The 14,609-nt window shown below is 39.5% G+C and carries 11 protein-coding genes, 1 pseudogene and 1 other annotated feature; of the genes and pseudogenes, 11 read left to right on the top strand and 1 reads right to left on the bottom strand.

Annotation, left to right across the window (positions count from 1 at the left end):
• The 3 genes and pseudogenes from Q7P05_RS04505 to Q7P05_RS04495 form a co-directional block, all read left to right on the top strand.
• On the top strand, positions 1–337 hold a 337-nt coding region (locus Q7P05_RS04505; protein WP_303930757.1), incomplete at its 5' end, for a hypothetical protein.
• Between the two features lie 354 nt (positions 338–691).
• Positions 692–1,813: pseudogene (locus Q7P05_RS04500) on the top strand (IS1249 family transposase).
• Between the two features lie 166 nt (positions 1,814–1,979).
• Positions 1,980–3,188 carry a hypothetical protein gene (locus Q7P05_RS04495; RefSeq protein WP_303930756.1) on the top strand — a complete coding sequence of 403 codons (1,209 nt, stop codon included), beginning with the start codon at positions 1,980–1,982 and terminating at the stop codon, positions 3,186–3,188.
• Positions 3,189–3,556: 368 nt separating this feature from the next.
• Here the strand turns inward: Q7P05_RS04495 and Q7P05_RS04490 are convergent, their stop codons facing one another.
• The gene (locus tag Q7P05_RS04490; RefSeq protein WP_303930755.1) at positions 3,557–4,072 is read right to left on the bottom strand and encodes a DUF308 domain-containing protein; all 516 of its coding nucleotides are present in this window, start codon (positions 4,070–4,072) and stop codon (positions 3,557–3,559) included.
• A gap of 157 nt (positions 4,073–4,229) precedes the next feature.
• Positions 4,230–4,433 (top strand) — a binding site (T-box leader).
• A gap of 180 nt (positions 4,434–4,613) precedes the next feature.
• On the opposite strand from Q7P05_RS04490, the gene Q7P05_RS04485 reads away from it, so the two are divergent.
• From Q7P05_RS04485 to Q7P05_RS04450, 8 genes are all read left to right on the top strand, one after another.
• Positions 4,614–6,152: a 2-isopropylmalate synthase gene (locus Q7P05_RS04485; protein WP_213467495.1), complete on the top strand. Its 1,539-nt coding sequence runs from the start codon at positions 4,614–4,616 to the stop codon at positions 6,150–6,152.
• A gap of 1 nt (position 6,153) precedes the next feature.
• Positions 6,154–7,413 carry a 3-isopropylmalate dehydratase large subunit gene (leuC, locus tag Q7P05_RS04480; RefSeq protein WP_303930754.1) on the top strand — a complete coding sequence of 420 codons (1,260 nt, stop codon included), beginning with the start codon at positions 6,154–6,156 and terminating at the stop codon, positions 7,411–7,413.
• A gap of 1 nt (position 7,414) precedes the next feature.
• On the top strand, positions 7,415–7,906 hold the full coding sequence (locus Q7P05_RS04475) for a 3-isopropylmalate dehydratase small subunit (protein WP_178884135.1): 492 nt from the start codon (positions 7,415–7,417) through the stop codon (positions 7,904–7,906).
• A 175-nt stretch (positions 7,907–8,081) separates the two neighbouring features.
• Positions 8,082–9,152 carry a 3-isopropylmalate dehydrogenase gene (gene leuB / locus Q7P05_RS04470; protein WP_295784051.1) on the top strand — a complete coding sequence of 357 codons (1,071 nt, stop codon included), beginning with the start codon at positions 8,082–8,084 and terminating at the stop codon, positions 9,150–9,152.
• Positions 9,153–9,296: 144 nt separating this feature from the next.
• Positions 9,297–9,617, top strand: coding sequence for a multidrug efflux SMR transporter (locus Q7P05_RS04465; protein ID WP_303930753.1), 321 nt, complete (start codon positions 9,297–9,299; stop codon positions 9,615–9,617).
• 234 nt (positions 9,618–9,851) lie between these two features.
• Entirely contained in the window at positions 9,852–10,391 is a 540-nt protein-coding gene (locus Q7P05_RS04460; RefSeq protein WP_303930752.1) for a hypothetical protein, read from the top strand.
• A 319-nt stretch (positions 10,392–10,710) separates the two neighbouring features.
• Positions 10,711–11,898, top strand: a complete 1,188-nt coding sequence (locus Q7P05_RS04455) for an MBL fold metallo-hydrolase (protein WP_295233502.1) — start codon at positions 10,711–10,713, stop codon at positions 11,896–11,898.
• Between the two features lie 685 nt (positions 11,899–12,583).
• A complete protein-coding gene (locus Q7P05_RS04450; protein WP_303930751.1) occupies positions 12,584–14,545 on the top strand; it encodes an S-layer homology domain-containing protein in 1,962 nt (653 codons plus the stop codon).
• The last annotated feature ends 64 nt before the right edge of the window (positions 14,546–14,609 follow it).

Genomic DNA, 14,609 nt, shown 5'->3' with positions numbered 1-14,609 from the left:
GTACAATATAAAAGCACAATATGAAACGGAACCACCTCATGGAGATGCTATATATTCTATTTCTATAAAGGGGAAAGTATTACCGTTTTGGATTTATGGTAGGGACGTTACTTTCATAGGTAATAGTATGGTTATGGTCGAGTCTGTAAGATGCAAAACCTGGGATCCCATTGAAACCATTATTATTGATTTAGAGAATGAAGTGTATGCTAGTTTAAAGGAATGGTATACAGATATTTCATTTGTTAATAATCGAATAGAGTTTTCCAATCAAGTGGTAAAAATGGATAAACGAATTTTAAATAATTTTGAGAATTTAGAGTGGATAAGCTTTTAAGAGTGATTGCGTAGAGGATTTATTGACTACACTATAGTGAAGTGTTATTCTATATATGACAAGGGATGTCAATATGTGACATAGTCTCATATGAACGAAAAAATAGCAGGGTGGCAGCCCTGCTATTTTTATTGTGCTAGTTACTAACGAGAATGGGGTTATAGGACAAAACGTGTTGATTTTATAGGCGATGGAGCCAGTAAATTACTGGCTCCATCGCTATTTTAAGTTCTTTTGATAAACTTAGAGGGTGGACAAAATGTGTTGGTAAAAAGTCCCAAAATCCTTGATTTTACTGGCTTTAATAAGGTTATATCTTCTTAGAAAATCGTGTTCTAAGTGGAGGGAATAATCATGCTGGTAAGATGTATAAATTGTGGATTTTCTTGTCAAAAATATGGGAAAACTAAAGCTGGATCACAACGATGGCATTGTAAGCAGTGTAACATCACCTTTACACAAACTATTGATAATACTACTAAATGTTTTCATCGATTTCTAAATTGGTTATTTAGTAAAGAAACATAACAGGACATGCCTGGGCAGGGCCGTACATTTCGTAGACAGATAGCTGATTTCTGGCAAATATGGCCTATGCCGCCCAAAATTGAAACCTCGAGAGATGTGGTATTCGTTGATGGTATTTACTTAGCTAAAAAAGCTTGTATTTTGATCTGTTATGATGGTGAATATGTATTAGGGTGGTATTTATGTAGGTCAGAACAGTCTCGCTCATGGCAAGCTCTTATGCAGCGAATAGCGACCCCCATTGTGGTCGTTTCTGATGGTGGATCTGGTCTTAGAAAAGCATTAAAAAAAGTTTGGCGTACCGCCAAGCTTCAACGTTGTATTGTTCATGCCGTATGGCAAGTACATCGTTACACTACTAGGCGGCCTAAGACATTAGCAGGCATTATGTTAAAAGATTTAGCAAGCGATTTATATAACGTAAAAACACAGGAAGATGCAAAAATATGGATTCAACGATTATTTAATTGGAGGGTGACTTTTAAAGAGTTTCTAAATGAAATGACACGTGATAGTAATGATAATTTAAGAGCTACGCATGAACGATTACTAAAAGCCTATAACTCTCTAGTGGTATTAATTAATACAGAGACAATGTTTCGATATTTAGATGAAACATTGGTGTTGGATAAAGAATGTCCGAGGACTAATAACCCTATTGAAGGCGGAGTAAACGCACAACTCAGACGTTTATTGCGGTACCATCGAGGAATGTCTGTAGAAAAACGTATAAAAGCGGTCTTTTGGTGGTGTTATTTACACTCACCAAGACCGCTTTCTGCAAAAGAAATACTTAAGGTAATGCCAACTGATGCAAGTATTTCTACAATATATAGTTCTATGAATGAAAGAGCCCAACTTCAAGGCATAATTCCAACTTGGGGGGATGCCATTTCTTGGGGTGATTTGCATAACTATGACAAATTATCTTTCAATGATTGGGATTAAAGTACCAACACGTTTTGTCCTATAACCCTTTTATCGTCTAGTTGCCAACCCATTTTCAGATGAGATATTAATAGGTCGAGGTATTACCTCTAGAATTAATATATTCCCTCGTGCTATATTACATATGAGTAGTATTTTTACGTTCATATGTATAAGGAGATACTCTATGTTTAACTTTTATAGTGAGTTATTATTACGTTTACAGAAACAATTTGTATCCGAACATGAATCTGATTTCAAATCTATTGAGGATTTGTTAGACGCATTTATGACTCAATATAATCGTGGTGATTTTAATAATACGATAGAAATGAAATTACGTGATTTATATGAGGCTGCAGAAGAGGCTGATACGAATGAGAAATCAAGGAAGTTATACAATGAAATCCTTGCATTATGTCCTGATGAAGTAGATGCTAAACGAGAACTCATAGCCCTTGAGTTACATCCAAGCTTTCAAATTTATCAGTTGAAACAGCTAGTAGAATCGTTGAAAAAACCAAAGAAAATAGATTGGAATATAATAGAGACGCGTCCTTATATGCGTTGCCTCATCGACATGGGGATGATATATTTAGAATATAATATGTATAATGATGCGATTGCCTGCTTTACGCCAGTTTTTCACGGAGACAAGCAAGATCATTCGGGATTTCTTGTGTATATGATGGTTGCTTGTTGTGGAGCTGCCAACTGGGATCGCGGCCGCAAGGTATATCAGCGATATCTTGCATGTTGCGATGATATACAAAATGCATTTAATCAGGCTCCGGATATCATGTTGCCTATGCATATGCTGTATATTCTATTGGCTTTGCAGTGTGGTGAAAGCAAGATAGCCCATGATGTATTAGCAGATCTTGTTGATGAATATGAAGATATTGATTGGTTATTACAAGATGCAACGCGCTGGAACGATTTTGTAGAAGATCATTTAGAGGCTATTATGTATATGGTAGACCAAGTGAGCAATATAGATTCTGACCCACGAGAATTAATAAGCTTATATACTGCTATCTCATTTTTACCAACTCAATTAGTGGATTTTGAAAGTCCATTATGGCAGACTCTATATGATGCGTATGAACGTGTTACCGGTCGAACTGTTATAAATCGGTACTCTAATGATAGTTATATGGGAAAACGCGAGTCCGCTCATATGAGCCCCGTAGAGGTTGCTAAAGGTGGGGCTTTGCGTGGAAATCCGGTATATGACAATATACGGTTTGGTGCACAAATTACACTTTCACAAGCCGGCCTATACACAGTAGATGATTTTAAAACAATTACTAAACAAGAAGTATTGATGCTACCGGGCATTGGTAAAAAAACAGTGGAACAACTAGAGCATAATGGTGTTATATTTAAAGCCTAAGATGTGACTTGAATTTAATAGCGATCCTAGGATAACGAAGGGCTATTTGTCTTTTTCATAATTAATATAATCCCTTTGATGAGTATCTTGGTACTGATCAAGGGGATTTTAAATTACTACAGGGTTGTACTAATTTTTGTCCTATAACCCCATTATTACGCTAATGTTAGAGCGTTGGGCTAGTTGCTAAATAAAAGAGCTAGAAAAGCGTCTAACCACTTGCAAATGTAGTAGGCGAATACATTTACCATGACGGCTAGCCAAAACAAATAAAATAGCTGCCACAAATACGAAATAGACATCGTAATTTATGACAGCTGTTTTGGCAGTACATGGTCAATCTTATAGTGTAATTATTTAGTTATATTCTATTTTTTAAAAGCCTCACCGATGGAATAAATTCCGTCAAATAAGAAACCGAAGGCGATGAAATAGATAAATGCTTCACCAAAAGCGATCGGCTCGAATATAAGTAATAGGCCTAATAGTAAAAGAATTAGTGCAAGCCATTTTGCATTACGTCCCATGAGTGATACCATGCTGTTGGACTTTCTTGATTTAATGAAAATAAAGATGGCTTCAATTACCATCCAGATGCCGATTGTGATTGGGAGTACTAATGGTAGGAATGCAAATCCGCCGGATATTAAATAGATACCGAATAGAGCATTGATAATGCCGCTGATAAGATACCAGCCGCTACGTAATTCAGACGATAACGTAAAATAATTTATAATAGAGCTGACCGCACTGACGAAAAAGATAATAGAAAAAAGCCAGGCAAAAGCTATGAGATTAATAACGGGATTTAAGAGTAAGAATATCCCCAGGATAATGCTTACAATACCCGATAAAATAAAGAAGAATTTGCTTGAACCACTCATAATAATTCCTCCAATCATTGGTACTGCTTATTTACAGTATTCATGAGATCATGGGGGATGTCAAATTGTAACGATAAAACTGTGTTTTCACAAAACTCACATGTCCATCCTGTTGACACAGTTTTATAGAATACCGTATAATACCTTTATATCTTAAAAACAAGCTATGAATGGGTATAAAGGTTTACAAATCCTGCTTTCAGAGAGTTGCCGGTTGGTGCGAGGCAATAGAGGTTGTACGCTGACACTCTCCCGTGAGCTTTGGTGGCGAATGCAGCAGTAGTCATCGACGGTGGTTCCGTTATACCCGCAACGAGTCCCAATTAGGGTGGTACCGTGTTATGAATATAACGCCCCTTTGAGCAACGATAGTTGTTCTGAGGGGCTTTTTTTATTGTAAAAGTCTAGTAAAATTACTGATTTGATGTATCTACGCTGGCATCAGCCGAAATAGTGTTGAAATCGGCGGTTTTACTAAACTTTCACAATGGATAGATATAATACAGTGTTATGTTTTATTAGAATAGAAAAGGTGAAGATTATGGATCAAAATCGCGTATATTTCTTCGATACAACCCTTCGTGATGGGGAACAAACACCTGGCGTAGCATTACAAACACCAGAAAAGGTTGAAATTGCGAAAGGCCTTGCACGCCTCGGCATCGACGTAATCGAGGCTGGCTTCCCAGCAGCATCCCCAGGGGATTTTGAAGCAGTACAAACGATTGCACGCGAAGTAAAAGGCACAACCATTTGTGGCTTGGCGCGCGCCAACGAAAAGGACGTACAAAAGGTAGTTGAAGCATTGAAAGATGCGGAACGTAGCCGTTTGCATGTGTTTATTGCTACATCCGAAATCCACATGAAATATAAATTGAAAATGACTCGCCAAGAGGTATTGGACCGCGTTAAATCTATCTTAGAGTTTGCAAAAGGCAAATTCGATGAAATCGAGTTCTCCGGTGAAGACGCAGCTCGTACAGACTTAGACTTCTTGTGTGAAGTGTTCGGTGTAGCTATTGCTGGCGGTGCCACAATTCTTAATGTGCCAGACACAGTAGGTTATATGATCCCTAACGAATTTGCGAACAAAATCCGTTACATCAAAGAACATACACCAGGCATTGAAAATGCAATTATCTCCGTTCATTGTCATGATGACTTAGGCCTTGCTAATGCAAACTCCTTGGCAGCTATCGAAGCAGGTGCTCGTCAAGTTGAGTGTACAGTTAACGGCCTTGGCGAACGTGCTGGTAACGTGGGTATCGAAGAAGTAGTAATGGCTCTTAAAACACGCCACGAATACTTCGGCGATCTTCAAGTGAACATCGATACAAAACAATTTACTAAATTGTCTAAACTTGTAAGCCGTTTGACAGGCGTAGCAGTACCTCCCAATAAAGCAATCGTTGGCTCTAATGCCTTTGCTCATGAATCCGGTATTCACCAACATGGCATGATGAGCAACCCTGAAACGTATGAAATCATGACTCCTGAGTCCGTAGGGGCTGAAAAAACAGACCTCGTATTGGGCAAACATTCTGGCCGTCATGCCTTTGCAGATCATTTGGCAAAACTTGGTTTCCAATCTTTCACAGAAGAGAAAATCAACGACCTCTTCGCTAAATTCAAAGAATTGGCAGACCGTAAAAAACAAGTATACGATGATGATATTATTGCGCTTGTCGTAGATAACTTACATCACAAAAAAGCATTCGAGCTTGTGGCTCAATACTATAAATTAGGTGAAAAAGGTTATGCTTATGCAGACGTACGCCTCATGACACCAGAAGGTGAAAAGGCCGATGCTGCTGTAGGTGATGGTCCAGTTGACGCATCCCTTAAAGCGGTTGAACGTGTTGTGGGCTTGCCAATCAGCTTAAAAGATTACCAAATCCGTGCTATCACAGCCGGTAAAGATGCCCTTGGGGAAGCAACCCTTAAGGTAGAATACAACGGTCGCTTGTATCATGGTCGTGGTATCAGCACCGATATCGTTAAATCAAGTGTAAATGCATATATTAATGCAGTTAACTCAGTATTCCTAGCTATGGAGCTAGAACAACAGGAGGAACAATAATATGGGTATGACCATTACTGAAAAGAATATGGCTCGCCACGCGGGTCTTGATGTTGTAAAACCAGGCCAAATCATTGAATGTCATTTGGACGCGGTATTGATGAACGACATCACATTTCCACCGGCGCGTAAAGAGTTCTTAAAAATCGGCAAACCTGTATTTGACCGTCATAAAATCTACTTGGTGCCTGACCATTTCACACCAAACAAAGATATTCAATCTGCTACACAAGCGAAAGTCATGCGCGATTTCGTACGTGAACATGGCATTACAAACTACTTCGAAGTCGGTAGAATGGGTATTGAGCACGTTATTTTGCCAGAAAAAGGTCTTATCGGTCCTGGGGAAATGATGATCGGTGCTGACTCCCACACTTGTACATATGGTGCGGTAAATGCATTCTCCACAGGCGTTGGCTCCACTGATGCAGGCGTTGCTATGGCTGAAGGTAAAACTTGGTTCAAAGTGCCTGAAACAATTAAGGTTGAACTTATCGGCAAACCTAACAAATGGGTAACTGGTAAAGACGTAATCCTTGATTTAATCGGTAAAATCGGCGTAGACGGCGCTCGTTACATGGCTCTTGAATTCGCTGGCGAAGGCGTACAACACATGACTATGGCTGACCGCCTTACAATTTGTAATATGGCTATCGAAGCTGGCGGTAAATGTGGCGTATTCCCTTATGATGAAATTACTGAAGCATACATCAAAGGCCGCGTAAATCGTCCTGTAGAACCTATTAATCCTGATCCTGATGCAGTGTATGCTCAAACGATTACAATTGACTTGTCTAAATTGCAACCAGTTGTAGCATTCCCTCATTTGCCATCCAATACACATTACATCAACGAAATCGATAAAGATATTAAAATCGACCAAGTTATCATCGGTTCTTGTACAAATGGCCGTTACGAAGACTTGGTGGCAGCTGCGGAAATCTTCAAAGGCCGCAAGGTAGCTCCATTCGTTCGTTGTATCGTAATCCCTGGTTCCCAAGATGTATATGATCAAGCTATGAGAGATGGTTTGTTGGATATTTTCATTCAAGCTGACTGCGCTGTGTCCACGCCAACATGTGGTCCATGCCTTGGCGGTTACATGGGTATCATGGCTGAAGGGGAACGTACAGTTTCCACTACAAATCGTAACTTCCGTGGTCGTATGGGTCACGTTGATTCTGAAGTATATTTGGCAAGCCCTTACGTGGCGGCAGCAAGTGCTGTATTAGGCCGCATTGCAGGCCCTGAGGAGGTTTAATATGGATTTTGAAAGTAAAAAAATCTGGCGCTACGGCGACGATGTAGATACAGACGTAATCATTCCGGCTCGTTACTTGGCGATTGCTGACTGGAACGAATTGGCTGAACATGCGATGGAGGACATTGATACTACTTTCGCTCCCAATGTGAAAGCTGGCGAAATCATGGTAGCTGGTAAAAACTTTGGTTGCGGTTCCTCCCGTGAACACGCACCAGGCGTTATCAAAGCGAAAGGCGTGCCTGTTATCGTAGCACACTCCTTTGCACGTATCTTCTTCCGTAATGCTATCAACATCGGTTTACCAGTAGTGGAAATCGGTGAACAAGTTGATCGCATTGAAGCAGGCGATGCTATCGGCGTAGACTTGTCTAAAGGTATCGTGTACAACTTGACTAAAAACGAACAATACCAAGGGACTGAGTTGCCACAATTCATTCAAGATATTGCAGCAGCTGGCGGTCTTGTGAACTTTGCGAAAAACCGCAAGTAGACGTTAATACGAGGTTCGAGCTGGCATATGCCTCTCGAGCCTCCAAAGCGAGCTAAGTCGGTCTCAAGGCATATGCCAGCTCTTGTTCCATTAAGTGCTATTGCGATTTCTTCGCAAAGGGCACTGGGGGAGAGTATGAGGTTTACAATCTTTTACTATATATTGGAGAGGTAATATGAGCGAAAAGAATATCGTATTGATCCCTGGTGATGGTATCGGTACTGAGATTATTGCTGCAGCGAAGGCTGTGTGTGATGTGGCTTTTGAGAAAGCTGGTGTAAAGGTTAATTGGATTGATAAAAAAGCGGGCGGTGCGTCTATTGATGCATACGGTGTGCCTTTGACTGAGGATACTATCGAGGCTTGTAAAGCAGCTGATGCTGTACTGCTTGGTGCTGTAGGCGGTCCTAAATGGGATAATGTAGATCCTTCTATCCGTCCTGAAAAAGCAATCCTTGGTCTTCGTAAGGAGCTTGGCTTGTTCTGTAACTTGCGTCCTGTAAAAATCTATCCATCTTTGCAAGAGTATTCTCCACTTAAAAAGGAACTCGTACAAGATGTAGATTTCGTTATCGTTCGTGAGTTGACTGGAGGTATTTACTTTGGTGAACGCGAAGAGGCACAAGGCGAAGGTGCTAACGAGTTCGCTTGGGATAAAGAAACTTACAGCCGTTACGAAGTAGAGCGCATCATGGACATCGCTATGGAAACAGCTCGCAAACGTAACAAAAAGGTTGTATCCGTAGATAAAGCAAATGTATTGGCTTCCTCTCGTTTGTGGCGTAAAATCGCTCAAGAGAAAGCTGCTTCTAATCCAGACATCACAACAGACTACTTCTATGTGGATAATACAGCGATGCAACTCGTTGTAAATCCTGCACAATTCGACGTTATCGTTACAACAAACTTATTCGGTGATATCTTGTCTGACGAAGGCGCTGTTATCTCCGGTTCCATTGGGCTTTTACCATCTGCATCCATGGGTACAGGCACAGCATTGTACGAGCCAATCCACGGTTCTGCACCAGACATCATGGGCCAAAACTTGGCGAACCCATTAGGCACAATCTTGTCTGCCGCTATGATGTGCCGTCATTCCCTTGATTTACCACAAGTGGCTGACGCTATTGAAAAAGCTGTTGAACAAGTCCTTGTTGATGGTTACCGCACTGGTGATATCTACCGTGAAGGTTTGAAGCGCGTTGGTACAACAGAAATGGCACAAGCTGTTATCGAACGTTTATAAAAGACGGAATATGGTTTCATAAATTTTATAATGTAAAATAAATCATTTCTTAATCGTACTATATGCGTTATAATGTAGACGATTTATGTATTTTTATTAAATTAGAGAGGGTTGGGATGCCCTCTCTTTTTTGCGGAAGATGTCATGTTACCATATTTTTTATTAGCTTTATCAATTGGGTTAGAGTTATTTGCAACGACAATGTTAAAAGCATCTGACGGGTTTACAAGGCCGTTGCAGACCATTGCGTGTGCGCTTGGGTACATAGGGTCGTTTTATACGTTAACCCATGTGTTGAAATATATTCCGCTGAGCGTTACCTATGCTACATGGTCTGGCGTGGGGCTTGTTGTGACGACATTGATTTCTGTCTTTATATTTAGTGAAGGAATTAATATTTATACTGTATTGGGAATCGCTTTAATTGTAATAGGCGTTGTGATCCTTAATTTATGGGGACGATGATATTTACTGATATGGTTTAAAACGTGTGGGTACGACAGAAGTGGCACAAGCTATTATTAAACGTTTGTAGTTATATAAGGTCGTGCATCTTGACTAGTTCTCTGATTTCTATCATATAGTCAGATGCATGATCCTATATCATGTGCGGTAAAAGAACGCTTACGACATTGCATCGCATTTGGTGAGGTATTTTATAGCTTGTATTTAGTATAGTTTTAAAATGAGGTGTTTATCATGAAATCAACTATGTACAGAAATCTCACTATTACTGCGTTGTTAATGGCTTTAGCAATTATGATTCCTATCGTAATGCCATTGAAAGTCGTCATACCACCAGCCTCTTACACACTGGCGAGTCACGTGCCAATCTTTTTGGCTATGTTTTTGTCGCGTAAATCGGCAGCCTGTGTAGTTATTGGCTCTACGTTAGGGTTCTTTGTAGCAGGATTTCCTATCGTTATTGTTATGCGTGCAGCATCACATATCTTTTTTGCTTTGCTAGGTGCCTGGTATCTTAAAAATCACAAGGAAGTATTATCTAATGCTTTTTCCTTTGTGACTTTTAACTTTGTGTGCGCTTTGATTCATGCTGTTGCTGAAGTATTGGCTTGCTTGTTATTTTATACTACAACTACTGCTCCAAATATTGACATTATCTATGTCGTATTTGTTCTTGTTGGTGGTGGTACTATCATTCACAGCATGGTTGATGGATATATTGCATTATATATCTATAAAGCTATCCCAGGATTATCTAAGCCTGAGAATGAATAATCGAAGGTTATCCAAGATTATCTAGGCCGGATAATAAGCAATCCACTATTAAAACTGCATATAGTCGTAACCACTCATGGGAAATCTATTGTACGCTAATGTACAGAATTTGATTATCTATGGGTGGTTTTTATATTAATTCTCAAATCTGTACCTACAGATACAGACTTAATTATGCGATATGATTATAATAAAACCATAATTAATGACCGAGTTGTGATATATGCATAACAGTATAGATAGATCTATACATAGATACCACATAGGCCATACATATTGTTAATTGTGAAAGACTTTCACAAGAATTATGGAGGTTATTATGAGAAAGCATATAAAAAATAACGTATCTTGGGTTGGTAAAATTGACTGGGAATTACAAGAATTCCACGGTTCTGATTACAGCATTAATAACGGCTCTAGCCAAAATGCTTACTTGATTGAAGAGGAAAAGACAGTCCTCATCGATACTGTGTGGAAACCACATTCCTCTGAATTTATTGATAATTTGGAATCTGAAATTGATTTAAACAAGATTGATTTCATCGTATGTAACCACGGCGAAGTCGATCATAGCGGTTCCTTGCCTGCATTGATGGAAAAAATCCCGAATACTCCGATTTACTGTACAGAAAATGCCGTTAAGTCTTTGGTTGGTCAATATCATCATCCAGAATGGAATTTCAAAACTGTAAAAACAGGGGATTCCGTAGATATCGGTAATGGTAAATCATTGGTATTCGTAGAAATGCGCATGCTTCACTGGCCGGATTCTATGGCGACATATATGACTGGCGACAATATCTTGTTCTCCAACGATGCCTTTGGTCAACATTTCGCCGTAGAAGAATTGTGGGCCGATAAGGCGGATCAATGCCGTTTATGGGCAGAAGCAATGAAATATTACGCTAATATTTTGAACCCATTCTCTCCATTGGTAAAAGCTAAGGTTGAAGAGATTCAAAAGCTCAACTTGCCAATCGATATCATCGCTACAAGTCATGGTGCTATTTGGCGTGAAAATCCATTGCAAATCGTAGAGAAGTACTATGAATGGTCTCAAGCATACCAAGAAGATCAAATCACAGTGGTGTACGATACTATGTGGGATGGTACGAAGAAATTGGCTCATAAAATTGCTGATGAAATTGCAAAACAATCTCCTGATACACGAGTTAAGATCTTTAATATCAGTAAAACCAATAAAAATGATATTATGACAGAGGTATTCAAGTCTAAAGCCATTGCTGTTGGCTCGCCAACAGTAGGGAATAGCGTAATCTCTTCTGTGGCAGGCTGGCTTGACTTCTTACGCGAGTTGAAGTTCAAGAATAAAAAGGCCGCTGTATTTGGTACCTATGGTTGGTCTGGTGAATCCACTAAGGTATTGCGTGAAGAATTAACTAAATATGGATTCGCTGTTGTTGAACCAGAAATTAAATGTAACTGGAACCCAGATACAGATGACTTTGGCAAAGCAGAAGAACTTGTAAAAGCCTTATTGGCTTAATATATAAAAAGCTCCTAACGTTCATAGAACGTAGGAGTTTTTTAGCTTTTAGGGTGGGGATGGAAAGAATATTGACGATGTACATATAGAGTAAGACGTATTTTTGTAAACTTATGCGGAAAAATTAGGTGATTAGTATATACTTATCTACCTGTTTAATAAGATGTGTTATGCTATTAAGCATAAAAATAAAAATAGTATAAAATTCAGAAAAATGATTAAATATTCTATTTTGTAAAAATTCAGAAAGTGTTCATGAAATTAATGTGAATAAGGAATAACTGGAAAGGTTAAATATCTGTTTAACTTATTAAAGTAATAATTATTTATAAGCTATACAATATATATTCTGTAGAATCTTAGAAAAGGTGTGATTTTTTTTACTCATAATTAAAATCGATGAGCATATTAATACAACAAAGAATACCAGTAATCATGCTATTTTTTGGCATTATGAAGAGTTATTAATGAACTTTATATGGGAAAAAGGCTTGTTTATATCGTAAAACTTTGATATTCTATGCGGGTAATCAACAATATAAATTTTTCTTAAAATGAATTGAATATATTTCTTAGCTCAAAATAAGAAGTATATTTGATTAGCCCGAGGAGAGAGGCGGAATTTAGAGAGGATGAAAAATTGTATTGTGTTTGGTTAAGAATTTTAATTTAGTGAGGGTGTAAGATGAGAGAAAACAAACATTCCAAAAAATTAGCGTTTGCTGTATTGGCTGCAACAGCTGCTGTAGGTCTATCTGCAACTGCACCAGTTAATGCGGCAGAAATTCAAACAGCACAAGGTTTTATCTTTGCTGCTGGTAATGCTACAGCATCTCCTGACACTACACATAATAGTGTTGCTTATGGTACCGTTGCTGATGGTACAGCTACAAGCATTGCTGTAGGTCAAGGCAATTTAATTACAAGCGCTAACGGTTCTAGCAGTGCATATGGTAACCAAAATACTGTTAATGGTAACCAAGCTAATGCATTTGGTGATGGTAATAGTGTAACTGGTGCATTTGCACAAGCATTCGGTGATAGCAATGTAATTAGTGGTACAAATGCTATCGGCTATGGTTATAACAATACTGTATCTGGTACAACTACAAATTACCGCGATCGTACTTTCGATAATGAACCAGATTCTGCTACACTTTTGAACGGCTCTTGGAATAGTAATTCCGTAGCTATTGGTTCTGAAAATACTGCATTAGGTAGCTCTGCATTAGCAGTCGGCAACAAGGCTCAAGCGAATATGAGCGAATCCATTGCTATCGGTCATGAAGCTCAAGCTGATAAAACTTGGGGTATTGCTATTGGTACACGCGCTCACGCAGCTGATGTACGTTCTTTAGCACTTGGCCACCAAGCAAAATCTACTGGTTACAAAGCTAATGCAATCGGTGCTGATGCTGAAGCTGATGGAAATCATGCTAATGCTATCGGTTCCTCTGCAACAGCTACTGGCGATCATGCACAAGCATTTGGCGCTGGCGCTCAAGCAACAGGCGTACGTACTAATGTATTTGGCTCTGATGCAGCTGCAACTGCTGACTACAGCATTGCAATCGGTAACAAAGCTAATGCATCCACTGCAAACTCCATTGCATTAGGTGCTAACTCTACAACTCGTTCTGCTACTAACGTAACTAACGCAACAGTAGCTGGTCATACATATGGTGGCTTCGCAGGCACTAGCCCTGTAGGTTCTGTATCCGTTGGTAAAGCTGGTGAAGAACGCCAAATCCACAACGTAGCAGCTGGTAAAATTTCCGCTGACTCCACAGATGCTGTAAACGGTAGCCAATTGTACTCCGTAGCAAATGATTTGCAAACTCAAATCAACAATTCCACACCAGGTGCAATCAACAATAATATCAATAACTTGAATAACCGTGTTGGTAATGTTGAAAAACGCGTTAATAAAGTAGGTGCAGGTTCTGCTGCATTAGCTGCATTGCATCCATTGGACTTCAACCCAGATGACAAATGGACAATCGCTGCTGGTTATGGTCACTACCACAATACTAACTCCGCTGCATTAGGTGCTTTCTACCGTCCTAACGAAGACACAATGTTCTCCGTTGGTGGTACAGTAGGTACTGGCGAAACTCAATTGAACGCTGGCGTATCTATCCGTCTTGGTAAACGTTCCCCTGAGTCCCGCTCTCGTGTAGCTATGGGTCGTGAAATTGCTGAATTGAATGCACGTCTTCAAGACATGGAAAACAAATATAACAACTTGTTACAAATCTTGACTCCACATGCAATTGATCCTAGCAAAACTGCTGAATTCCCAGATGTTCCTCGTAATCACTGGGCTTATCAATACATTAGCCAATTGGCTGGTAATGGTATCCTTGTTGGCTACCCTGATGGCACATTCAAAGGCGATGTTAAGATGACTCGTTACGAATTCGCTACTATGTTGTACCGTGCACTTCAAAATGGTGCTCCTATCGATGACAACATGAAACGTGCTATGAACGAATTTGGTCCTGAATTACAAAATATTCGTCTTAACCACTTCCGTGTTGACCGTATTTCTGGTGCTGACAATGATCGTCATAAAACAGAACGTGTTCGCGTTAACAACGAACCTAAAACTCAACGCGACGTATACGGTTCCCGTATTAATCAATAGTATATTGATAACTTCCCCTCGAGCTTGTGAAAGCTCAAAAACAGGATGTATCCTAGTGATACAT

This window comes from Veillonella dispar (assembly GCF_937975875.1).
GTDB classification, from domain to species: Bacteria; Bacillota; Negativicutes; order Veillonellales; family Veillonellaceae; genus Veillonella; species Veillonella dispar_B.
Note: the sequence above shows the minus strand (reverse complement) of the source record. Positions and strands in the feature narration are given on the sequence as shown.